The organism is Pseudomonas sp. 13B_3.2_Bac1 (assembly GCF_025466205.1).
GTDB lineage: Bacteria > Pseudomonadota > Gammaproteobacteria > Pseudomonadales > Pseudomonadaceae > Aquipseudomonas > Aquipseudomonas fluorescens_H.
Genome location: NZ_JANLOG010000133.1, coordinates 1 through 21,927, shown reverse-complemented (window position 1 = coordinate 21,927; position 21,927 = coordinate 1). Strand labels below are relative to the sequence as shown.

Below are 21,927 nucleotides of genomic sequence, written 5' to 3'. Positions count from 1 at the left end.
TGGCCTTTTCATCATTCGATGCAGGTTACTGTCCTACAGGCATTGGCTGAAAGCTACAGCGCCCCTCGGCTACAGCTGAAAATGTAGCCATGACAATTTTTTGATTGTCGTGATTCTCTGCTCTTACGATGCAGCATCGTCCATCAAGCTCGAGGCTCATCATGCACATCGCCATCCTGACCTTCGAAGGTTTCAACGAGCTGGATTCGCTTATCGCGTTCAGCATTCTCAACCGGGTCCAACAGCCCGGTTGGCGCGTGTCTGTCGCCAGTCCCACGGACAAGGTGCGCTCGATGAATGGCCTTGTGATTGAGGCACAGGCGTCATTGGAGGAGGCGTGCGACGCGGACGCGGTATTGGTGGGAAGCGGGCGGATGACCCGGGACGTGGTGGCGAATGCCGAATTGATGTCGCGTCTGCAGCTTGATCCGGCTCGCCAATTGTTGGGTGCCCAATGTTCCGGCACGTTGATTCTGGCGAAGCTCGGCCTGCTGAGCGAGGTACCGGCCTGTACGGATCTGATCAGCAAACCCTGGGTGGAAGAGGCTGGCGTTGCCGTGCTCAACCAACCGTTCGTGGCCAATGGCAATGTCGCCACCGCAGGCGGGTGCTTGTCTTCGCAGTACCTGGCGGCCTGGTTCATTGCCCGTCTTGCCGGTGTGGAGGCCGCACGCAGCGCGCTTCACTATGTGGCACCGGTTGGCGAAAAAGAACTCTATGTCACGCGGGCAATGAGCAATATTTCAGCGTTTTTATAAAGTGTTTTCGCCGGTCTCAACCGGTTCGGCCGCCGCTTCAGCCGCCATCTTCGCGCGGTCAGCCTTGCTGATGTACTTGGGCTTTTTCGGCGCGAGTTTGGCGCTGGCCTTTTTGGCCTTTTCCTTGAACAACTGCTGCAGTTTCTTTTGGCGGTTCATGTTTCTACTCGGTGAAGGGGAGCCGGGCATATGCCCATCAAGCGCGCATTAAAACCGGCTCGGAGCGATTTGGCGAGTCGCTTGCAGCGATGCAGGATCAAACGGCTGCCCGGATCATGGTTTCGACGTCGCCAGAAAATCGCTGATCAGCGCCACCACCTGCTGCTGGATCACTTCACGCGGTCGCGCATTGTCGCGATCCTGGCAAATGACGCCATCGCCCGGTGCGTCTTCCTCGAGCATCTCGATCGCGCCCGGTTTGCAGATCGACGTGAAGCTGAAGTGGGTGGCGTCGTTGATCTCGACATAACGAGTGGTAGCCGCTGGCAGGCGTTTGGCCAGATCGGCGGACTCCAGTTGCGCCGGAAGATCTTCGGAAGGTGCGCCGGCGGCAATCACCAGTGCCGGTACGGGGAGCGCCGCGAGGCTTGCGTCAGTCATGCCGCGTGACAGGCCCAGGTCCAGCGAAACGATGGCGCTGACCGGTTCGTAGCGCCGGTCGGCCGCCAGGTCGGCTTTGCCTTGCGCGGTGCTGGCGGGATTCATCTGCCTGTAGACGCTGCAACTGGCGAGCTGCGCATGGGCTTTGCAGTCCTCGGCAAAGCGCTCGGGGTCGAAGCGTGCACCGGCGATTTCCAGAGCCGTCCAGCCACCGAGCGAATGACCGACGACGGCAATCCGCTGCGGCGCCACTGCGCCAAATTTTCCCGGCTGCGCCACAACGGCTTCGATGACCCGCCGCAGATCAACTGGCCGCTGCCACAACTGCGCCGCTGCTTGCGGACTGCGATCATGGGTGGTGCTGCCGGGATGGTTGACCGCCGCGACGATGTAACCTTGATCCGCCAAGGCACTGGCCAGCCACATCTGGTTGCTCCAGTTGCCCCGATAACCATGGGAAAGCACCACCAGCGGGTGCTCGCCGGCAGTCGGCGGCGCATCGTGCACGGCAGAGGCACTGACGAACACCGGACTGTCGTCGATCACTTGCGCGGTTGCATGGGTCGCCGCCGGGTACCAGACAACCATTTCCAGCGGCCGCTGCGGGTCTGGCAGGGTTGTGTTGTGGAAGCCGATGGGGTGGGAATCCGCGAGTGCGTTGGTGGAGAGGCCAATCAGAAGCAGGGCGCCGAGAGCTGTTTTCAAGGTTGATGTCTTCCATGAATGCGTTTGTTGTTTTGAGGTACGGCTGCGCGCAGGTTAGTAGACCGGTTGCAAAGAAGATAGCGGATGTCTCGCCCTGCAGTGACAGGCCGAATCCGACCTGGACCGCGCCAGTCCAAATTTGAAATACCCACCATTGCCCGCTACAGTCGCGCCCCTTGTCCGGCCAGCAGCGCCGGCGATGGCTGGGGAAGAGGGCGGCAGTTGAACGAACACACATTGTCCATGCGTCTGGAGCGGGTGGCGGCGCATGTACCGGCCGGCGCGCGGTTGGCGGATATCGGCTCGGATCACGCCTATCTTCCGGTGGCCCTGATGCGCCGTGGCGCCATCGTTGCGGCGGTGGCCGGCGAGGTGGCGTTGACGCCGTTCCATGCCGCGGTGCGCACTGTGCGCGATAACGATCTTCAGCAGCACATCAGCGTGCGTCTGGCCAGTGGACTGACGGCGATCGAGCCGTCCGACGGGATTACCGCGATCAGCCTCTGCGGCATGGGCGGCGAGACGATTCGCGACATTCTCGACAGCGGCAAGGCGCGCATGAGCGGGCACGAACGGCTGATCCTGCAACCCAACGGCGGCGAACAACCCCTGCGCCAATGGCTGATGGACAACGGCTACCGCATCCTCGACGAGGAAGTGCTGCAGGAAAACCGCTTCTTCTACGAAATCATCGTCGCCGAGCGCAGCGGCCCGCTGAGCTACAGCGCCGAACAGTTGTACTTCGGCCCGTTGCAGATGCAGGCGCGCAGCCCGGCATTCCTCGCCAAATGGCAGCGTTCGTTAAGGCAGAAACAGAAAACCCTGAACAGCTTCAAACAGGCGCGTCAGGCTGTGCCCGAGGAGAAGCTGGAAGAGGTTGCGCGACAGGTGCAGTGGATTACTGAGCTGTTGGCTTGATCTGCCGTGTTGGCTGTTGCACCCCTTCAGGTTTAAAGTCAGCTTCAAGGTTAACGTTCTTGCGGAGTCGGACATGAGAATCGGTGAACTGGCGAAAATCAGCGGGCTGGCGCCGTCGCGTATCCGTTTTTACGAGGCGAGCGGGTTGATCACTTCGGTCGCGCGCAAAGCCAACGGCTATCGCGATTACGCTCCCGACACCCAATGGGTATTGCAGATCATCACTGGTGCGCAGGCGGCGGGTTTCTCCCTGGAGGAAATCCGTCAGTTGATGCCGATGAACGCGAGTGGCTGGCAGCACGAGCAGTTGCTCAATGGCCTCAAGCAAAAGGTTGAAGAAATCGATGTTCTGCAGCAACGCCTGGCGCAGAACAAAGCGCAACTTCAGCTCGTCATCCAGGGCATTGAAGACAAGCCCATGGGCGTGGCGTGTGCGGACAATGCGCAAATGCTGATAAATCGTCTGCGCGAACAAGGTGTGGTGAGCGCAGCAGAGCGTCGCGATGTGGCGCGTTGAAGCGCGAATCAGCTAAAAAAGGTTATTGACCTTAAAGTTGACTTCAATCTTATGGTGGCCTCATCTCTAGTTGAGGACTGCCCCATGAATGTGTTCGACCCCCTGACCTTACCCAACGGTTCGACCATCAAGAACCGCATCGCCAAAGCCGCCATGGAAGAAAACATGGCGGACGCCGACCAGGCGCCCTCCGCAGAACTGATGCGTCTGTATCAAGCGTGGGCCGACGGTGGTGCCGGGCTGATCATCTCCGGCAACGTGATGGTCGACGGCCGCGCCATGACCGGGCCGGGCGGCGTGGTGCTGCAGGACGATCAACAACTGGACAAGTTCAAGCGCTGGGCGCGGATTGGTCGTTCTGCCGGAGCGCAGTTCTGGTTGCAGATCAATCACCCGGGGCGCCAGATGCAGTCCAACCTCGGGCAGAAAACCTGGGCGCCATCCGCTGTGGCGCTGGAGCTGGGCAAACTGTCCAAACGTTTCGCCACGCCCCACGCCATGACCGCCAGTGTGATCGAGGAAGTCATCCAGCGCTTTGCGCACACCGCACGCCTGGGTGAACAGGCCGGCTTCACTGGCGTGGAAATCCACGCCGCCCACGGCTATCTGTTGAGCCAGTTTCTCTCGCCACTGACCAATCAAAGGACGGACGAGTGGGGCGGCTCTTTGCAGAACCGCGCGCGGTTGTTGGTCGAGGTCGTCAAGGCAGTCAGGGCGGTGGTTTCTGCAGAGTTTGCCGTAGCGGTGAAACTTAATTCCGCCGATTTCCAGTGCGGCGGATTCACCGCTGAGGATGCGAAAAAGGTGGTTGAACTGCTCAACGGTCTGGGCGTGGATCTGGTGGAACTGTCCGGCGGCAGCTACGAAGTCCCGGCCATGCAGGGTGAGGCGCGCGATGGTCGAACCCTGGCTCGCGAGGCCTATTTCGTCGAATTTGCTCGGGATATTCAGACCGTCGCGAAAATGCCGGTGATGGTCACCGGCGGCATCCGCCGTCGTCCGGTTGCCGAAAGCGTCGTGCAGAGTGGGGTGGACATGGTCGGCATCGGTACCGCGTTGGCTATCGATCCGCACCTGCCGCGCGACTGGCAGCAGGGTAAGGACAACGCCCCGCAATTGCCGCCGATCACCTGGAAAAACAAGGCCATTGCCGCGCTGGCGAACATGGCGGTGGTGAAGTTTCAGCTGGGTAAGCTCAGTCGGGCGCAAGCGCCTGATCCGAGCGTGTCACCGTTGCGGGCGCTGATTTTGCAGCAGATCGCTATGGCGTTTCGCACCCGGCAATATCGGCGCTGGGTGGAAAAACGTTCGGCGTGAGTCGGTAGTTCTTTCAATCGTGACTTTGGCGGGACTCTTTGATGAGTACCCGCCAAGTCAGCCAGTCAATTCGGCATCAGCACCGTATCGACCACGTGAATCACGCCATTGGATTGCATGACGTCAGCGATGGTAACGGCAGCTTTGCCGCCCTTGGCGTCCTGCACCCATAGCTTGCCGTCGTGCAGCATCACGGTCAGCGATTCGCCCTGGACGGTTTTCAGCATCACTTTGCCGCCGTGCATTTTGGCGTCGTCCATCAGCTGTTTGGCCGTGTGAGTGCCGGCGACGACGTGGTAAGTCAGGATCTTGGTCAGGTCCGCCTTGTGTTCAGGCTTGACCAATGTATCGACCGTGCCGGCGGGCAGTTTTGCGAAGGCTTCGTTGGTGGGGGCGAAGACGGTGAACGGTCCCTTGCTGTTGAGCGTATCCACCAGCCCGGCGGCCTTGACCGCAGCGACCAGTGTCGTGTGATCCTTGGAGTTGACTGCGTTTTCGACGATGGTTTTGGTCGGATACATGGCCGCGCCGCCAACCATCACGGTATCGGCGGCAAAGCTGGATCCGGCGCCGAGGCAGAGCAGGGTGAAGCAAGCGACAGCAAGGCGTTTGATGAGCATGTGCATGGTGCGTCTCCTTGATTCTTCGACCCTTCGAATGAGGGTGTTGAATGTACGGAGCAGGGAGTGAAACGGATGCAGAGCAGCGCGGAAAACTTTGGTTTTTCATCTGGTCCATTAGAATGCGGCTTTGACCATAAGAAACTTCAGCATGGATGTGCAAGCGCTCGTCCGAAGGAGATCCCCATGACAACAGGGCAGTGTCTTTGCGCCGCAGTACGCTTTTCCCTTACCGTGGAACCGCGCTTTTTCTATCGCTGCCATTGCTCTCTGTGCCGTAAGCAAACCGGTGTCGGGTTCAACCTCGCCACGCTGGTCAACGCTCGGGATTTTTGCTGGGAGGCAGGGCAGGACGCGATCAGCAGTTGGGTCAAACCCAGCGGCTACAGGAACGACTTCTGCGCACAATGCGGTTCGACCGTGCCGAATCCACTTCGCGAATCGCCTTACGTGTGGATTCCGCTCGGACTGCTTGATGAGGATCTGAACGTGGAATGTGTGGGTGATTTCTGCGTGGACGATGCGATGTCATGGGATACGCAGCGCTCGGCGCAGAGTCATCACGGTGCGGTGGAGTCACTGGAATTTCTTCTGCAAGAGCTCCGGGTCAACCCTGATTGACCCCGAAGCCTGACCTGCAATCACTTCCGCAGATAAGCAAACATGTGCTGCACATAATCCGCCTTGCCCAGCGGCACGCCATTGTGGCGCAGGATGTTGTACGCCGTGATCAGGTGGAAGTAGAACTGTGGCATTGCCCAGTCCACGGCGAATTCGCTGCCGCTCATGTCGAAGGCGATGCCGTTGGGCAACTCGATTGAGATCTGTCGCTCAGCGCTTGCGTCAATCTGCGCCGGATCCGCCGCCGCCAGCATCTCCAGTGTTCTTTCGATCAACGCCTTCGCCGCTGCCATGTTTGCGGGCGGTGTGAGCTTGGTCAGCGGTTGTTGCGTCAGCCGTTGCACGGTGTCCTGTGCCTGGGTGCAGGTGTATTGAACCTGCGTGGCGAGATTGTGCATGTCCGGCGCCAGACGTGCTTCGAGCAGAACCTGCGGGTCATAGCCGCGCTCAACGGCGCAGGCCTCGCCTTTGGACAGGATCGCCGTCAGGGAGCGCAGCATTTGGGTGAAACGAGGGATGGTCATTGCGTAGATCGACATGGTTATTCCCTTTAGTAGTCATTCGAGCGTGAAGCCTCAGTGGCGAAGGGTAGTCGATTCGCTATCGACAGGGCCGCGCCATCACAGTTTCCGAATGAGCCTCCCCATGGGATTTACCGTTCGGTAAACTGCCTCGACTCGCCCGCAAGGCGACCCAGACAATAAAAACGCCGAGGCCCCCCATGATCGATCTTTCCGTAGCACTCCTGTTCGCCGGCGCCTGCTTCGCGCTGGCCCTGACCCCCGGCCCGGACATGCTGCTGATCGCCTCCCGAAGCCTGAGCCAGGGCCGCGCCTCGGGCTTCGTCTCCCTCGCCGGCATTCAGGCCGGCACCTACTGCCACGCACTGGCAGCCGCCCTCGGGTTGTCGCAACTGGTCGCCACCGTGCCCGCCGCCTACGACATCATCCGCTTCGCCGGCGCCGCGTACCTGGCATTCCTGGCGTGGAAAGCCTTCACCAGCGACGTATCACCCTTGGCCACCAACGAAACCCTGCCAGCCACCCCGTTGTTGCGTATCTTCCGCCAAGGGTTGGTGACCAATCTGCTCAATCCGAAAATGGCGCTGTTTGTGCTGGCGTTGTTTCCGCAGTTCATTGATCCGGGGAAAGGCTCGCTGGTGCTACAGATGTTGGTGTTTGCGACAATCCTGAATGTGATCGGATTGCTGGTGAACGGGGCGGTTATTGTTTTGGCCAGCAAGGTCGGGAACAAGCTGGCGAGTAATGCGCGGATCGCGCGGCGGTTGAATCAGGTGTTGGGGGCGGTGTTTTTTGGCTTGGCGTGTCGGTTGGCGTTGTTTTCGGGGCGGTAGGGTGGGGCTGCTTCAGGTCTAAAGCGGACGTCCAAGGCTAACTTTTTTCAACCCAAAGCGGTCATCATCATGTTCCAGTATTATTGCGCCGATGCTCGGACTGCTCATAGGTAGGTTGATGTATGGCCAGAAGCGTTAGGCTTCAACAGAAACTTCATTCAAAGTATCTCGTTGAGGTAGCCGGAGAGGTGGTGCTTGATGATTGCCTTGTTGAAAAGCTATGGGCGCTCAACAGAGGTGACAGGTTTGAGTTGAATTCACGCTCCTTCAGTTTTGGACCTGTTCAAAAATACCGCTTGGAATACGTGATAACGAGAGGACCGATTTCTGGGCATTGGCTTTACAAAGAATTTGACCCAAAGGAACTGACATTATTTTTTACGGCAAAAGACTTTGCCGGCATTTGCCATGGCTGGACCTTGTTTGACGAGTGACCACTCAGCGTTAGCTTTCTGGGAGGCTGCTTCTGGCCGTCAGCGGTCGGGTGCGAACGTCCGCTTCTGGCCGAAATCCGCCGTTCGTAAACGTCCGTGACGAAAATGTCCCGCCACGGACCAGTCACCTACTTCACCAACTCAACCCTATCTAGCGCCCGATTCACCGCTAGCTCCCCAAGCATCACCACCTGCGCAATCCCCAACAGCGTTTTGCGCATCGGTCCTTCCACCAGTGCAGCCACATCCCCGAGCATCACCGTCGCCGAGGCGAGTGATTCGCAGGCGTTGGCGAGAAGGGATTCGGTGTCGGTGTCGGGATTGACGAGAAACATGCTGTTGGTTTGGTAAGGGGTTGCCATGATCGCGGCGGATGGGCTGAGGTAGTGGTCGAGCGCGCGTTCGGCGGCTTCGTGGAGTTTCTTTGAATCGAGAGATTCATAGGGGGAGGCCGGATCGGTGTCTGGCGGGTTTGGCGTTACTTTGACCATGTTCTTCTTTTTCCTGTTTGTTGGCGGCCACTCCGAGCTACTAAACAGGGGGTGGCAGCTGTGCGCAGGTTAGTAGACCGGGGAAAAGAAGAAAGCCGGCGCGCCCGAGGGCGCCCTACACACAGCCGCCATCAAGTGCAGGTAGGAAAATACCTGACTGACGGACGCGCATGCGCTTTCATTTACCACGGGCTACTAAACCCGATCACTGAGAATCAGTGACCGACACAAGTTACCGATGGCTCTCCAGGCGCACAAGCCGGCGGATTCTGGCGTAGTCGTAGGCAACGGCGCAAGGCGTTGTAGCCTTCAGGGCGTAACGCGGGGTGTCTGTTAAACGCCAGGCAAAAACCGTTAAACGCAGGATGGTGGGAAGTCGGCCCGCGCATGACGCTGACGTTGTGATTGAGTGCGTACAGGCACGTGAAGAAGGGGAGGCCAGAACGCATTGCCAGCCATCCACCGCGCTTTAGTTGAAAACGCGGTCGCCACGCCAGAAGCGGCGCCTCACACTTGAATCTCCCTTTCATTCATTGAATTATGAGGTTCGGCCCGGTCTGACTTCTTCGCTTTTCACTCTGGGAACACAAAGGGCTGATTACGTATTCAGCCTTTTCTCAAGTTCCTGATCAAATATCACGGCACCCGAATTCTTTTCGCCCAGCGAATCCTGTGGATTGAGTAGCGGGCATTCACCCATGGTCAGACAACCGCAGCCAATGCAGCCCTCCAGACTGGTCGACAGCTTTGTCAGTTGTTCGATGCGGCGCTTCAGGGAGGATGCCCAGTCTTTCGACACCGTCTCCCATTCCTTGGCTGAAGCCTTCCGGTCATGGGGGATGGGTTCAAGGGCAGTCTTGATTTCCGCCAGCGAAATCCCGCTGGCTTGCGCGATTCGAATGATCGCGATCCGGCGAAGCGTGCCACGCGCATAAACCCGATGATTGCCGGCTGTGCGCTGAGACGCCAACAAGCCTTTCGACTCATAAAAATGAAGCGTGGAGACAGAGAGACCGCTTCGTTTTGCGACCTGGCCCACGCTCAGGTTTTGATGGTCAGTAATTCTTTCCTGCACGGCTGTTGACCTCAAGCATTCTTGAGGTTTTAGAGTGTAATCAGCGCAGAGAAAAAAACAACTTCAGCCAAGTGGTCACCCGCTTGGCGGTTTCTCTGTGACTTACTCAGCATGGAGATTAGTTAGATGGTCAGTTGGGCATTTATTTTTGAAGCACCGGAAACCAACCCCGAAACCGATCGATTCGTCATCGACCGCGCGGGTCGGCGTAATACGATCGTCGCTGTACCCGAGCAACATGACGCTGTTCAAGTTGCCGTAGATTTGGTCAAGGATGGCGTTCAGTTCATAGAACTGTGCGGTGGCTTCGAGCCTGTCTGGGTCGGGAAAATCATTGAAGCGACGGGAGGAACCATTCCCGTCGGCAACGTGGGTTTTTCGGGCGGAGCATCGGTTGCCAGGCTTGTTGAAATCTTTGCTGAAGAAAAGTAGTTGTGAACTGAAATCACGGTGGGGACTGTTTTCTTGCTCGAAATCAGTCTGTCTGATCGATTTTTAATCTTGCATAAAGACACCCACCGTTAATTCAGCAAAGCTACATCGCTTGTGCTCCGGTAAACTGAAAGGCACCGGCAATCAATCAGCTGGAGTCTGTCCTTCCAGAATCTCAAAAGCGTCGTCGAGGGGCGCGTACCCAACGGCTTTTCTGGTCTTATCAATCGAAAGGCGTTTGTAGCGGTTATCTGAAACCCCATGGACAATGTGGAATCCGATCAGATCGGCCTCAACGCAACGCCCAAGCAACGCGACGACATCCCGATAGCTGATAAATGCAGCTACGTCCCGAGGGCTGTGGGTTTCCCCAGGGTGAAATTCGGCTACGTTTGCAATACGGACTGCGATTGTTGTCATTTGCCCATCGTTGGCATACATCGAAGCCAGTGCGTCGCCAAACGCCTTGCTGACCCCGTATAGGTTCCCGGGTCTGGGGGCCATCCATTCATGTACCTGGACATCCTTTGGATAACCTTCAATCGCCTGCGCACTGCTCGCAAATATGAAGCGTTTGCAGCCTTGAGTTTTTGCGGCAAACAGCATGTTGTAGGTGCCGACAATATTTACAGGCAGCAGTGAAGACGTGAATTCAGCGTCTGCGTTCGGATCAGCAGCGAGATGAATCACTGTGTCTATGCCTTCGCAGGCTTCAAGGCAACTGGCTTGATCCCTGATGTCGAGAGAGAAACGTTGGACCGAGTCAGGAAGTTTTGATACGTCTATATCGGCCAGGCGCAGATCTGATTTATCGTCTCGCGCTATCCAAAAAGCTCTGCCGATATGGCCAGCAGCCCCGGTAACCAAAATTTTTTGCTTGCTCATTTCCGTATGTCCTTATGGTAAACGACACTCTAGCCTCTCAGCCTTGTGACCGATTCACAACTTCCATGAAGAGTGAAACGCTTGAATGCCAAATACTGGCAGACAAGAAGCTGCAATCACAGGCAGCAAGTAAGTTGATGGGCCGCTTCCGGCCCAGAGTGTATAAAAACACTTTCCGTATGTTGGATGCCTAAGCCCAGCGCTGCTGGGCGAGGCGATTCCCGAACATTTGCCAAGATCGGCGCCGATAGCGCTTCAGATCGTTTATGAAGCGCTTTGGTACATCCTGGAGCAGTAAAAGCTGCGGCTTTTACGCCGCCATCGCCTTCAGCAAGCCTTCTGTACCGATGATTTTCATAACCCGCTTCAAGTTATAGGCGAGCACATTCAAGCTCATCTCCGCACTCACCCCGTTCAGTTTTCGAGTCAGGAAGTGCGTTGCCCCCATCCATTGCTTGAGCGTCCCGAAGGGATGCTCAACTGTCCGTTTTCGAACCTTCATCATCTCTGGTGCTTGGTTCAACCGACGCTGCATTTCCTCCAGCACAGCTTCATGTTCCCAGCACCTTACTCGACGATTTGTGCTCGGCGTGCACTGGGTTTTCAGCGTGCAACTCTGGCACTTTGAACTCCAGTAGCAGTGCATATACAAGCCTTTCTCAACGCTGGAGAATCGCCAGATCAGTGCCTCTCCCACCGGGCAGGTGTATTCGTTTTTCGTCGCGTTATACACGAAGGCATCTTTGTTGAATCGGCCATCAGCTTTGGCGCTTGAAGTCATCGGCTTCGGCACGTAGGCGGTGATGCTTGCGTCGTGACAGGCCAGGATTTCTTCGCCTTTGAAGTAGCCTCGGTCGGCAACTACCGACAACGTTTCTACGCCGATGGCTTCACGAGCCTGCTTCGCCATTGAACTGAGTTGGTCACGGTCAGAACCTCTGTTGGTGACCTCGTGAGCAACGATTAAGTGGTGCTGCGTGTCGACAGCCGTCTGCACGTTGTAGCCAACGATCCCGCTGCCGCGCGTCATCATCGAACGGGCATCCGGGTCGGTCAGCGAAACCTGTTTATCTGGCGATTCGTTGAGCTGAGACTCGATCCCCTGAAGCTCTTTCATCTGTGCTTTGAGCTTGGCGATTTTATCTTCCAAGCTCACTGTGTCGGGCTTGGAGGCGCTAGGGATCTGGCGATCAGCCGCATCGAGCGAGGCCAAATAACGGCTGATGCTCGCCTCGATTTCTTCCATGCGCCGCTTCAGTTTGGCGCTGGTGAAGTTCCGGTCGCGATTGTTCATCGCCTTGAATTTACTGCCGTCGATGGCAACCAGGTTTTCGCTAAACAACCCCAACTGCTGGCAGAGCAAAACGAACTGGCGGCAGACACCGCGAATGGCTTTGCTGTTGTCTTTTCGGAAGTTGGCGATGGTCTTGAAGTCGGGCATCAGGCGCCCGGTTAACCACATCAACTCGACGTTACGCTGAGCTTCTCGCTCAAGACGTCGGCTCGATTGAATACGGTTTAGGTAGCCGTAGATATAGATCTTCAGCAGGATCGCAGGGTGATAAGCAGGTCTGCCGGTTTCGGCTGGAATAACGCTATCGAAACCCAGTTTGGCTAGGTCGAGTTCATCGACGAAGACATCGACCACACGCACTGGATTGGTATCGCAGACGTAGTCGTCGAGGCTTTCTGGAAGTAAGGTACTTTGACCTCGGTGTTCACCCTGGATAAACCGTTTCATGGGTTCCCCCTGCGATGAGATTCTCAGAAATCATAGCAAGGGTTTGTCGGGGCGTTTTTACACACTCTGGGCCGTTTTCTGACCGTCGCGACCGGTTGAATCCACAACACAAAGCGGACGGTGAAATTTTCCGGAGGAGCGTACTGAAAAAAAGAAAGGGCCTGATCACATGTAAATAGCTAACAAGAGCTAGTCCCAGTCCATTTTGATGTTTTCTTGTTTTCGGAACTCATCCAGCACGCTGTGATAATTCGACCTTTCAAAAATCACGCTGGGTATCGCGTCGAACCAGTCAACATCGGTGTTTTCCAACGCAATTGAATCCTTTAGCAAGCCAAATCGGCCCCACTGAACTCGATGCTCATGAGCGCACTGCTCTGCGACAATAACTGTGCAGGTCAAGTCTAGGTCATCAGAGCAGACAAGCAGGGGTACCAGAGTCTTCCAACCAGGCGCAGTGGAATATATCCGATCCCATATCAACAAGTTATCTTCATCGCTGTACAAGCCTGAGTGGGCAGCTACGAGGTGGAACTCAGCAGCCGGGTTCTGCCTAGGCAGCCAAACCTCCAGAGGCACTCCGTCAATGGCAAAGGTCGGGTAGAAGCCGCTGCTGTATTTGGATTTATGGCTGGCAATTGATAGCAGGTTGATCATTCCATTCCTCGCTTTCCCTGAAATCTGTACAGACTAATTCTCCCAGTTGTAAATGTCTGCTTTTGGCCGAGGCTGTGTAAAAACGTTTTTGAGCGCGACAGGTACTGAAAACCGGACTGAAAATCGCGCTTCTACGCGAAATCCACATCTGCTGACGTGCCGATAAATTTCAGATTTAACGTAGACGCGCACACTTCAATTTTGGCGAAGCGTTTTTACACACTCTGGACCCAAAGCTGTCGTTTACTTTGTATAAGCAAGTCTGCGTGCTCTGTGGCGGTGAGATTGAGGTAGGGCTTTATTCTCGGCGCAAAAAGCCAACATTTCGGTCAGCTCGAAATCCAAAGGAAAGCCATCTTCTAACCATTGAAGCGCTAATCCTGCCCAGTACTCGGAATGTGAAGCCAGTGCTGTGAGCACCAACTGTTGCAGCGATATCTGGGCAGGCAGCGTGTGCTTTTTCTGCAAGATTTTTACTGAGTCAGGCAAATCGATTGCCGCCGCTTCGAAAGGCTTTTCAAGCAGTGGCAATAACCAGACGTAACTGAATTCGTTGCTCATCTTTCCCTTCGGCTGTTAATGGCGATGAACCTGCTCTTGAAATCTTCAAGGAACAGACATCCGAACTATGATGGCCGCTTCTGGAATGGGCCAAAATCAGCCTTTTTCAGGCCGTCAGCGCTTTCATCAAACCATTGGCACCGATGATTTTCATGACCCGTTTCAAGTTGTAGGCGAGAACATTCAAGTTCATCTCCGCACTCACTCCGGCCAGCTTTCGCGTCAGGAAGTGCGTCGCCCCATCCATCGTTTGAGCGTCCCGAAGGAAAGCGAGCATGAGAGGGCGGTCGCGTTAGTTGCCCGGCTTCTGTGCGGTTCGCCCGGCGCGGTGTTCGCCACCGCGACGGGCGAATCATGTTTCGTCGCGGACCTGCATCAGCGCGAACCCCAGAAGATTCAGGCCTTGCCACAGGTTGGGGTTACTCGCGTTTACGTGATCCTGGGCGAGTCCGATGCCCCAGATGCTATCAACCGGGCTTGCCTCAACGATGATGCGAGAACCAGTACCCTTGAGGAATGCATTCAACTCCGGGTTTTGCGAGAACTTGGCCTGGTTGGCCCGGACCACAATTGCATACCGGTGTTGCAACCAATCGTGTTCGTTGAATCCGCGCACGTCGCGGCCAAGCGCCTTGGCCGCGTTGGGCGTAGGCGCCTGGAGCACTTGAGCGCGAATGTCCTGATCGCCGAACAAGGCTGCTTTCTCTGCCATCATGAAATGTTCGGCAGTCGCGTAGCGTTGCCCGTCGACAACAAATTCGGCTTCGAACCACTGGCTGAAGCACGAAGCGGTGACTCCGTGCCTGCTTCGCTGGTGTCCCCAGAAAAAGACATAGTTCAGATCTTCTCCAGCGTTGAAGCGGGAGCGGAGGTCTTCCAGATATTTGGAGTCGTGCAATTGGACTTCCTTGGCAATTGGATTTTGGCGTGAGAGATTTACCACGATATGCACTCGCGTTGAAAATCGTGCAAGTTCTGCGGATTTCAAACCTCTCAGCACAACCTTTTGCGCACAGCCTTCAATACTGCTTCGGTGTACCAGGTCTCGACATCGATCGCGATAGCTTCACCCGCATCAGCGACTAACTCGATTTGGGTGTTTATGCCCTGTTCAAGAAGCATTCGCTGCGCGTCTTCAAGGATCCTGCGTTTACCCGTGAGCCAGAGTCGTTGTTCTCCCGTCAGCAATGCAAGGGTTTGCGGGTAGGTGCACTGCAGTTTTCGACGCAAGTTGACCAGTGCCGTTTTGTCACTCCGGTCAATTATCGGAATCAGTACATACGGCTTGCCCGAGGCTGCCCCCAAGTCGTATTTGTCTTGCAGATGCTCATCGACACTCCAACCGACGACTGTGTCATGTTCGCCTGTCCTGACGTTGATCAAGTGCGCGTTAACACCGACGTAGCAGTACTCCGTCATGCCGTGGACGACGTAATCCTCACTGTTACTGCGAATGACCCAGTAATCACCGTTGGCAGAAAGTTCACAGGACTGAATGACAAAACGCACAGGCTTACCGTCTCTCATGACGTTATCAGACAGGCCGAGCACGATTTCACAGGCCTGTTCTGCGGTTAGCCCGGTGTTGTGTAGTGTCATGCTTTGCCAAAACCAAACAATGAACGCAGCCAGCCTGCCGACTTCCGTTCATAGAAGGGCGTGGTTTGCTTGAGGAAGTAATCGCTAAGGCCTGAATCTCCGTCATGAACGCGGTACAGATCAACGGGTTCGCCATCCGGAGCAGAGTCCCCGGCAACGCTGCCCGCTTCGCGCATGACCTGTTCAAAATCGCCGTCCGCTTCGATCCCGATGATCAGATGAGGCCTTTGGTCAGACGAAGCGTCATGCATCAATGCCAGAAACGCGCGCTTCACATTGCGATGTCTGGCGAGTAATTGAGTGAGCGAATTGACCATCTTCGAGGGATATTGCGACGACTGTCCGAGCAGTACCTGAGTGTCCTTTTCGACCGTGCGCTGCACCGGTCCCTGGCCGACCTCATCGGAGAGCAGGTAGCGCACTTCCTCGGGGAAAAACTCTTTCCCGTAGGGAGACTTTGGATTGAGGAAAAGAGGAGTACCCAGCGTGATTTCAAACAGCGATCTGGCCGGGATCTCTATGTAGGACTCTTCGCTGTTTATGGATCTTTGTAGCGTATGCAGCGAAGTGAAAAACGGGATGACAGCGGAGCCGTCGGGCTTTTGCCAGTGCGCAATGCTGATGTTGCTGCCTGCCTCAAGGTTGACTTGCCCTTCGCCAGTGCCGGCGGTGCCGAGGACGTAGATATCCGAATTCAGCAGCGTCTTGAAAAAATCAGGTCGGTGGGCGGGTTCATCCGCCGCCAGTCTGAGTGACTTTTCGAGGGTGTTTTCTTGCTGGGTATCCATGATGTCCATCGGCAGTTCCATCAATGCAGGCAAAAAATGAGTGACAAAGAACGCGCAGTTTTTCACGCTGTTGTAAAAACAGGAAGAACTGAAACCTGATAAATCTGCCGCATCAGGAAGGCAACACCGTGTGATTACGTCGAGCCGAGTGGAAAGAATGCAGCATGGCGGGATATGGGTATTTTTTGTTTGATGCGTCACAGCGCCCGCACCGTGGCCATCCAAGGGTGACTAACTTTACACAACAGCGTCTATGCAACTCTGTGCAAAGAAGTAATAAGGACGTTACGTGGTTCGAAGGGTAGTTTTACTGGTGCTGACTGCCAGTCTGGGTGGGTGTATGGCAACAGCTATGCGTATGGATTATGACAAGCACCGATGCCCCTATATCGGCGTGCGGTTTGACTGGTGGTTGGTCGGTACATCCAAAGGAAAACTGATACCCTTTTTGCTGATCGACGCGCCGTTTTCTTTGGTGGTCGACACCGTCTTTTTTCCCTTCGAATATCAATACAGCTGCAACCTTTAAGGCAACAACGGTGTTTGCAACGGGGTAAGGGATTGCTATGCATCAGGTGGTTGAAAGAGCGTTAAACGTGATCGCTGTAGAGAGTTGCGAGCCTGTATACAACCAAGTCTTGGCAGGCGCACGATTTTCGCGATGATGACATGTACGGTCCTTCTCACTTCATTTGCGCACCGTAGAAGTGGTTGAGCAGTATCAGCTCAAGCACAGCTACAAAAACGCACAGCACGAGAAAGCCAAGACTGAAGACGCGCTTGCGGCCGGATGAGCTTATATCCATCCAATTAGCGCTTGATTCGCCGGAAGTCAGTAGCAGGAACGTTATCCAGGCACAAGCCAAAACTTTGCCCCAGAAACCAAGATTTCTGAAAGGAGTCATCCGTGTTTTTCCGTATTCCGCTTGATTCGGCAGATCTTTATTTGTTGGTTAGGCTTGGCGGGGGCATTTACGCCTTCTAGAGAACGCTTCTGTGCCAAACGAGACGGCCGATTGATTTCAGCCTCTGGCAGGATATCGTCACCGTAGCGCGCCCTCAAGCCGATTATTAGGTAACTCATGCCGCGATTCGAAGTTTTCAGTAATGGGCAGCAAATCGGTTGGTCCGGGCTGGAGCATGGCGATCCGCCCATGGGCGTTACACACGGTATATTCATTCCTGGTCCAGGATATTCCGGAATCCAGGAACAGGTCAGGGCTTCTACACAGCGTGATCAGCGCCATTTTAAATTTACGGTGCGCCTAGACGGGGTAGAGGTTCCTGCTTCCGGTGCATCTATTGCTGACTACTCCGTTTGCTCTGAGACGGATGAAATAGAAGTGGTTGTTCTAGGCGTTGAATACCCAATATATGGTGATGTCTTTCCCGAACACGTCGCGGCCTATAAGCAGCAGTGGGGCGCTTAGCTTCAGTTGCTAACGGTGTGCGAGGGGGAGGCGAAGAGTTTTAATGAGCGGCTGTTTTCGGCGAGAAGCGGTCGTTTAGAGCAAGGAAAATAAATTCGTCGCATTTCTTCCCGGCTTTGCAATTTTCGGACGCGCTTTTACACACTCTGGGCTGGTAAGTTTAGAGTCGGACAATCAACTAGTCCCTTTTTCTAAAGTAGGTGCCAATGGTTACTTCTATCGTTCTTCAGGACTTTGACGTTGGATGGATCGCCACTGACGGCATCGGGCAGGTTGCGCTCTTCACTACGGCTGGTCCGGGGCCGATTCCTCACTCCGCACTTCCCTCCGTCGATAACGCCGAAGAGGCGGTCCTTTCATTGCCGGAGGTGTCCGATGTAGATCAGGTCACTTCGATGTCTGGCGCAAACGCTTTCGTTGCCTTTGCCAAGCGTGGGTTCTTTGCATATGACTGGTCGGACGTCCATTGCGCTACGCGCCTAGCCTTGAATGGGTATGAGCTGCAATACCGTCCACTGAATCCATTGACACTTCTCGACTTGCCCGCCCCTTTACGGGCATTGGCTGAGGTTACCCGGCTATCTGGCGTAACGTTCGGAGTACCTATCGTAGTCATAGATGATCAGATTTCTTAGCCGTCATTCAGCGGTTTGGGAGCGTTTTGGCCGTTTGCACCCGTTCACTACCGGCAGCTAATGGTCGATAGCTACCTCCAGTGAGCGACTGCCTTTGGCTGAAAATTGCCTGTCCCAAACGACGGCTATTGGCCTATAGCATTCGTTCGTAACGGCCGAGGAGAATGATTCAGGCCCAGGCATCCGTTGGATACCCGGGTTTTGTACATGTCATCGCGCATGAATTACTGGAATCGTTCTGGCCGACAGGGCGCCAACGCAGTCGCAAAGCGGCCATCGACGATCTCCTCGGCCACCAGTCGCCCCACGACCGCCGCCAATGTCACGCCCGGATGCATCACGCAAAGATATACACCACTGATGTTCGGTAGATAGCCAATGAGCGGAATGCCATCGACAGGCATTGGTCTGAGGCCGACGCACGCCAGTTCCGGCTCGATGGATATCACCCCGTGCAGTTCGTGCTGAATGGCTTTGGCTGTTCTCAGCGCGATGGCTTGCGCGCTGTTTTGCGGCGCCTCATCTATATAGTCTTCCGCCGCCAGCAGCGTATCGTCGGCGTCTTGCCTGATTTCCATTTGAGGGCTGGAGATGATCGTGTTCACTCGCTGAGGCTGGGTTTTGTAGCGGATGAATATTGCGGGTGAGGCTTCGATGGGCAAGTTGACGCTTAGCTGTTCTGCCAACTGCGGGGTCGCGGTTCCCGCGGCCAGCACGACAATGTCGGCATCGAGCTCACTTGTTGCAGTGATCACGCCGGTGACCAGACCGTTGAAAATCTGGAAGCCAACCACCGGAGTTTGTGTGAGAACCGTCGCGCCATGGTCTTGGGCACCGGCGATCAAGACGTGCGTTGCCTGCACGGCATCCAGCGCGCCTTCTTCGGCGGCAAGGAACGCGCGTTCTGGAGGATGTTTGAGATTGGGTTCAAGGTCGAGAATCTGCGCGCTATGTATAGAAGGTGCTTGAAACCAGCCATCGCCGTAAGACAGAGCACCGGTCCAGCGCACCTTCAGCCCCGGCAGTTCGGATTCGAGTCGGCGGTATTCTGCGATGGCCGCTGCGCGCAGCGGCGCAACAGAGTCCGGACCGCCGAGCGAAGTGTTGATCCAGGCGAAGGAGCGGCCCGTCGCACCGGAGGCAATCTCACCGGCCTCGATCACAGCCACTTTTGCACCTTTCGCGGCAAGGTGATAGGCCAGTGACGCGCCGACGATTCCCGCGCCGATGACGATGATTCGTTTGCTCATATCAACCTCCGTTGTCGATGCGCTGACGTTACTACATCGCTGCTCATGGGCGCAGACTTGCCTGGCCCAGAGATATCAGGGAAGCTGCGCCGAACCCGGTTATGGGTCAGTAGTTGAATTGTTCAGGGAAGCGTTGATGGTACTCAGGGTGTTGGTGGTTGGCGGGTATGGAAACTTTGGCAGTATTGTTTGTCGGCATCTGATCGACACACCGGGCATCGAACTGGCGATCTCGGGGCGCGATCCGCAGAAGCTGGCGCGTAAAGTCGCTGAGCTGGGCGCGACCTGCGAGAGCTGGTGCGGCGATGCCATGGGTGCCGGGTTCGTCCCGGCTCTGCGCGCGATGAACATTCAGTGGGTGATTCACACCGGCGGCCCGTTTCAGGGGCAATCCTATGCAGTGGCCGAGAGCTGCATCGAGGCGGGCGTCAACTATTGCGATCTGGCGGATTGCCGGACATTCGTCAATGCCATCGGCGTGCTCGATGCCCGGGCCCGGCAGGCGGGTGTCGCCCTCCTCAGTGGCTGCAGTTCGGTGCCGACGCTGTCGTCGGCGATCATCGATGAGCAGCGCTATCGGTTCAAACGCATCGACTCCATCGAACACGGTATTTCCTCGTCAGCGAAGATGCCTGGGTTGTCGACGATCGAGGGTGTGCTCGCGTACGCGGGCAAACCGATTCGCCAGCTCAGAAATGGTCGTGTACATGAAGTGATGGGGTGGGAGGATCTGACCCTGCGCAAGCTGCAAAATCTTGGCACTCGTGCGTTGGCCAATGTTGATGTGCCGGACATGGATATTTTCGCCAGCCGGTTTGGTGCGCACACTTTGAGCTTCAAGGCCGGTGCAGGTCTGAAGCTCGGCGGCGTGGCCAATTATCTGTTTGCTCTGGCGATGAGAAAGGGGCTGGTGCGTGACCACATGGCGTGGGCCGCCCGGTTGCATCGCTGGGGGACGTGGTTCGAACGTTTCGGCGATGGCAAGAGTGCGATGTATATAGATGTGCAGGGTGTCGACCTGAATGACCAGCCGTTGTCGATGACGGCGCAATTGACCGCGCTGAATGACAAGGGGCCGGAGATCCCAAGCTGTGCCGCAGTCGCTCTGGCCGTGAAGATCGCCCGAGGTTACTTGCCCGAACCGGGTGCCCGTCCTTGCGTTGGCGAGATCAACGTCGACGAATACATGGCCGCGATCAACGATCCGCAAAACCTGAGCCTGGCGGTGCACTTTTCTGATGGGCAGCCCTGAGCATGCTCTATCTGGGCCTGAAGTACGTGCATGTCATTGCCGCGATTTTCCTGTTCGGTTTCGGCATGGGTTCCTATCTGTACCTGATCGCCGCCAGTCGTACGGCCAATCCGCAGGTGATTGCGCATGTGGCGCGAATGGTGGTGCGCTACGATGCCTGGATCACTACGCCGGCCGGTTTTATCCAGATTGCGACAGGTTATTGGATGACAAGGCTCACCGGGTTGCCCTTGACCGCGGATTGGGTGCTGATGTCGCTGATCCTCTTCTTTATAGTGGGCTCGCTTTGGCTGCCAGTGCTGGTGTTGCAGAAGCGCCTGCAGCGGATGGCGGCGAGTGCGGTCGTGTGTGGTACTCGTCTGGCGGACGAGTACCGGGCCGTTTATCGCCAGTGGTTCTGGATGGGCGTTTGCGGTTTTCTCGGTATGTTCGTGATTGTCTTGATGATGGTGACGAAGATGACGCCGGGGCAGTGGCTGCAAATGATGTTGTAGCGGGGCATTCACAATGGCGATTTGAGAAAGCGGCGTTCGTGATCGGGATTGGGCAACAGGCAGGTGTCGTACTTGCCGAAGATTCGGTAGCGGTTCAGTGCCACGCGGTCGTAGGCCCAATCCCTGAGCGCTCGCGGGAAAATTCGCAGAAGTCTGACCGGCCACCAGCGGGCAGGCAATTGCGCGACGACTTCGAAGAATGCCTCCGAGCGTACCGAGTAATGCTGGTCGCGAATCACCGCCATGGTGTCGAACTGATCCACCGGCAGACCGGCCCATGCCAGCAATGCCTGACCTTCCGGCGATTGCACCGCCGCCAGGCGCACCCGGTGCCGGTTGTCGTGGCGAATCAGGAAGCGCGCCCAGCCGTTGCACAGCTTGCAGACACCGTCGAACAGAACCACGGTCTCGCCTGGATTGAGCAGGGGGGCTGGGGAAGGGCGAATTCGGGAGCCAGGCATGGAGGATGATCTAAGAAGTGGGTCAGTCATTGCGAGGCATCATCCTTAGGTAAGAGGAGTTGTTGGGCAACATGCTGCGCATTCGCTGACACTGCGTCTATATATAAGCAGGCTTTTTCAGGGACTCGACAGAAAACTGAAATTAACGGTTGACGGCAGATTCTGGAGGTCTATAATTCGCCCCACTTCCGGCGCAGTCGAAACGGAAAACTCCTTGAGATTCAATGAGTTAAGCGGTTTTCGACGGCGGCTTGCTTCAGTTCATCGAAGCCTGGAGGGAGTTGAAAGAGCGGTGATGTTTGGCTCTTTTGACGGTTCGATCTTCTCGGTCG

27 protein-coding genes and 1 pseudogene are annotated in these 21,927 nt (G+C 56.1%); 11 read left to right on the top strand and 17 right to left on the bottom strand.

Going from position 1 to position 21,927, the window contains the following annotated elements:
* Positions 1-161 precede the first annotated feature (161 nt).
* Positions 162-758 (top strand): DJ-1/PfpI family protein, encoded by a 597-nt coding sequence (locus NTD85_RS21895; protein WP_262143198.1) that lies wholly within the window; start codon positions 162-164, stop codon positions 756-758.
* Here the strand turns inward: NTD85_RS21895 and NTD85_RS21890 are convergent.
* Positions 753-917 (bottom strand): DUF2986 domain-containing protein, encoded by a 165-nt coding sequence (locus tag NTD85_RS21890; RefSeq protein ID WP_003224289.1) that lies wholly within the window; start codon positions 915-917, stop codon positions 753-755. The genes NTD85_RS21895 and NTD85_RS21890 overlap by 6 nt on opposite strands.
* 114 nt (positions 918-1,031) lie before the next feature.
* Positions 1,032-2,063, bottom strand: coding sequence for an alpha/beta hydrolase family protein (locus tag NTD85_RS21885; protein ID WP_262143197.1), 1,032 nt, complete (start codon positions 2,061-2,063; stop codon positions 1,032-1,034).
* A 222-nt stretch (positions 2,064-2,285) separates the two neighbouring features.
* Here NTD85_RS21885 and NTD85_RS21880 point away from each other — a divergent pair, with 222 nt between their 5' ends.
* The 3 genes from NTD85_RS21880 (at position 2,286) to NTD85_RS21870 (ending at position 4,815) form a co-directional block, all read left to right on the top strand.
* Positions 2,286-2,981 (top strand): tRNA (adenine(22)-N(1))-methyltransferase, encoded by a 696-nt coding sequence (locus tag NTD85_RS21880; protein WP_315975166.1) that lies wholly within the window; start codon positions 2,286-2,288, stop codon positions 2,979-2,981.
* Positions 2,982-3,054: 73 nt separating this feature from the next.
* Positions 3,055-3,498 carry a MerR family transcriptional regulator gene (locus NTD85_RS21875; RefSeq protein ID WP_201137860.1) on the top strand — a complete coding sequence of 148 codons (444 nt, stop codon included), beginning with the start codon at positions 3,055-3,057 and terminating at the stop codon, positions 3,496-3,498.
* A gap of 84 nt (positions 3,499-3,582) precedes the next feature.
* Positions 3,583-4,815 (top strand): NADH:flavin oxidoreductase/NADH oxidase family protein, encoded by a 1,233-nt coding sequence (locus tag NTD85_RS21870; protein ID WP_262143195.1) that lies wholly within the window; start codon positions 3,583-3,585, stop codon positions 4,813-4,815.
* A gap of 65 nt (positions 4,816-4,880) precedes the next feature.
* On the opposite strand, the gene NTD85_RS21865 is transcribed toward NTD85_RS21870, so the two are convergent.
* Positions 4,881-5,441, bottom strand: a complete 561-nt coding sequence (locus tag NTD85_RS21865) for a fasciclin domain-containing protein (RefSeq protein ID WP_003224301.1) — start codon at positions 5,439-5,441, stop codon at positions 4,881-4,883.
* A gap of 69 nt (positions 5,442-5,510) precedes the next feature.
* Between NTD85_RS21865 and NTD85_RS21860 the strand changes: the two genes are divergently transcribed.
* Positions 5,511-6,056, top strand: a complete 546-nt coding sequence (locus tag NTD85_RS21860; RefSeq protein WP_262143219.1) for a GFA family protein — start codon at positions 5,511-5,513, stop codon at positions 6,054-6,056.
* A gap of 20 nt (positions 6,057-6,076) precedes the next feature.
* Here NTD85_RS21860 and NTD85_RS21855 read toward each other — a convergent pair whose 3' ends face one another.
* Entirely contained in the window at positions 6,077-6,595 is a 519-nt protein-coding gene (locus NTD85_RS21855) for a DUF1993 family protein (RefSeq protein WP_103486018.1), read from the bottom strand.
* Positions 6,596-6,777: 182 nt separating this feature from the next.
* Here NTD85_RS21855 and NTD85_RS21850 point away from each other — a divergent pair, with 182 nt between their 5' ends.
* Positions 6,778-7,410 (top strand): LysE family translocator, encoded by a 633-nt coding sequence (locus NTD85_RS21850; protein WP_103520317.1) that lies wholly within the window; start codon positions 6,778-6,780, stop codon positions 7,408-7,410.
* Between the two features lie 122 nt (positions 7,411-7,532).
* Positions 7,533-7,844, top strand: coding sequence for a hypothetical protein (locus tag NTD85_RS21845; RefSeq protein ID WP_045122409.1), 312 nt, complete (start codon positions 7,533-7,535; stop codon positions 7,842-7,844).
* 128 nt (positions 7,845-7,972) lie between these two features.
* Here NTD85_RS21845 and NTD85_RS21840 read toward each other — a convergent pair whose 3' ends face one another.
* Both NTD85_RS21840 and soxR read right to left on the bottom strand, forming a co-directional pair.
* Positions 7,973-8,335 carry a DUF6124 family protein gene (locus tag NTD85_RS21840; RefSeq protein WP_262143194.1) on the bottom strand — a complete coding sequence of 121 codons (363 nt, stop codon included), beginning with the start codon at positions 8,333-8,335 and terminating at the stop codon, positions 7,973-7,975.
* Between the two features lie 598 nt (positions 8,336-8,933).
* Positions 8,934-9,410, bottom strand: coding sequence for a redox-sensitive transcriptional activator SoxR (gene soxR, locus NTD85_RS21835; protein WP_103486166.1), 477 nt, complete (start codon positions 9,408-9,410; stop codon positions 8,934-8,936).
* Between the two features lie 126 nt (positions 9,411-9,536).
* Here soxR and NTD85_RS21830 point away from each other — a divergent pair, with 126 nt between their 5' ends.
* Positions 9,537-9,842, top strand: a complete 306-nt coding sequence (locus NTD85_RS21830; RefSeq protein ID WP_003224312.1) for a DUF6506 family protein — start codon at positions 9,537-9,539, stop codon at positions 9,840-9,842.
* A 144-nt stretch (positions 9,843-9,986) separates the two neighbouring features.
* Here the strand turns inward: NTD85_RS21830 and NTD85_RS21825 are convergent, their stop codons facing one another.
* From NTD85_RS21825 to sseB, 8 genes and pseudogenes are all read right to left on the bottom strand, one after another.
* Positions 9,987-10,727 carry an NAD-dependent epimerase/dehydratase family protein gene (locus NTD85_RS21825; RefSeq protein ID WP_262143193.1) on the bottom strand — a complete coding sequence of 247 codons (741 nt, stop codon included), beginning with the start codon at positions 10,725-10,727 and terminating at the stop codon, positions 9,987-9,989.
* Positions 10,728-11,037: 310 nt separating this feature from the next.
* A complete protein-coding gene (locus tag NTD85_RS21820; RefSeq protein WP_262143192.1) occupies positions 11,038-12,468 on the bottom strand; it encodes an IS1182 family transposase in 1,431 nt (476 codons plus the stop codon).
* A gap of 189 nt (positions 12,469-12,657) precedes the next feature.
* Entirely contained in the window at positions 12,658-13,125 is a 468-nt protein-coding gene (locus NTD85_RS21815; protein ID WP_262143191.1) for a hypothetical protein, read from the bottom strand.
* A gap of 243 nt (positions 13,126-13,368) precedes the next feature.
* Positions 13,369-13,686, bottom strand: a complete 318-nt coding sequence (locus NTD85_RS21810) for a hypothetical protein (RefSeq protein WP_201137856.1) — start codon at positions 13,684-13,686, stop codon at positions 13,369-13,371.
* 106 nt (positions 13,687-13,792) lie between these two features.
* Positions 13,793-13,950: pseudogene (locus NTD85_RS21805) on the bottom strand (IS5/IS1182 family transposase); the annotation flags it as partial.
* 88 nt (positions 13,951-14,038) lie between these two features.
* Positions 14,039-14,584: an NADAR family protein gene (locus NTD85_RS21800; RefSeq protein WP_262143190.1), complete on the bottom strand. Its 546-nt coding sequence runs from the start codon at positions 14,582-14,584 to the stop codon at positions 14,039-14,041.
* Positions 14,585-14,679: 95 nt separating this feature from the next.
* On the bottom strand, positions 14,680-15,285 hold the full coding sequence (locus NTD85_RS21795; protein WP_262143189.1) for a hypothetical protein: 606 nt from the start codon (positions 15,283-15,285) through the stop codon (positions 14,680-14,682).
* Positions 15,282-16,298: an enhanced serine sensitivity protein SseB gene (sseB, locus tag NTD85_RS21790; RefSeq protein WP_262143188.1), complete on the bottom strand. Its 1,017-nt coding sequence runs from the start codon at positions 16,296-16,298 to the stop codon at positions 15,282-15,284. Before sseB ends, NTD85_RS21795 begins: the two co-directional genes overlap by 4 nt.
* A 115-nt stretch (positions 16,299-16,413) precedes the next feature.
* On the opposite strand from sseB, the gene NTD85_RS27670 reads away from it, so the two are divergent.
* Positions 16,414-16,602, top strand: a complete 189-nt coding sequence (locus tag NTD85_RS27670; protein ID WP_016773976.1) for a YceK/YidQ family lipoprotein — start codon at positions 16,414-16,416, stop codon at positions 16,600-16,602.
* Between the two features lie 154 nt (positions 16,603-16,756).
* Here the strand turns inward: NTD85_RS27670 and NTD85_RS21785 are convergent, their stop codons facing one another.
* Both NTD85_RS21785 and NTD85_RS21780 read right to left on the bottom strand, forming a co-directional pair.
* The gene (locus NTD85_RS21785) at positions 16,757-16,978 is read right to left on the bottom strand and encodes a hypothetical protein (RefSeq protein ID WP_262143187.1); all 222 of its coding nucleotides are present in this window, start codon (positions 16,976-16,978) and stop codon (positions 16,757-16,759) included.
* Between the two features lie 1,384 nt (positions 16,979-18,362).
* Positions 18,363-19,388, bottom strand: a complete 1,026-nt coding sequence (locus NTD85_RS21780; protein ID WP_262143186.1) for an NAD(P)/FAD-dependent oxidoreductase — start codon at positions 19,386-19,388, stop codon at positions 18,363-18,365.
* A 136-nt stretch (positions 19,389-19,524) separates the two neighbouring features.
* Here NTD85_RS21780 and NTD85_RS21775 point away from each other — a divergent pair, with 136 nt between their 5' ends.
* Entirely contained in the window at positions 19,525-20,640 is a 1,116-nt protein-coding gene (locus NTD85_RS21775; RefSeq protein WP_262143185.1) for a saccharopine dehydrogenase family protein, read from the top strand.
* A 2-nt stretch (positions 20,641-20,642) separates the two neighbouring features.
* Entirely contained in the window at positions 20,643-21,134 is a 492-nt protein-coding gene (locus tag NTD85_RS21770; RefSeq protein WP_262143184.1) for a DUF2269 family protein, read from the top strand.
* An 8-nt stretch (positions 21,135-21,142) separates the two neighbouring features.
* Here NTD85_RS21770 and NTD85_RS21765 read toward each other — a convergent pair whose 3' ends face one another.
* Positions 21,143-21,595 (bottom strand): thiol-disulfide oxidoreductase DCC family protein, encoded by a 453-nt coding sequence (locus NTD85_RS21765; protein WP_262143183.1) that lies wholly within the window; start codon positions 21,593-21,595, stop codon positions 21,143-21,145.
* Between the last annotated feature and the right edge of the window lie 332 nt (positions 21,596-21,927).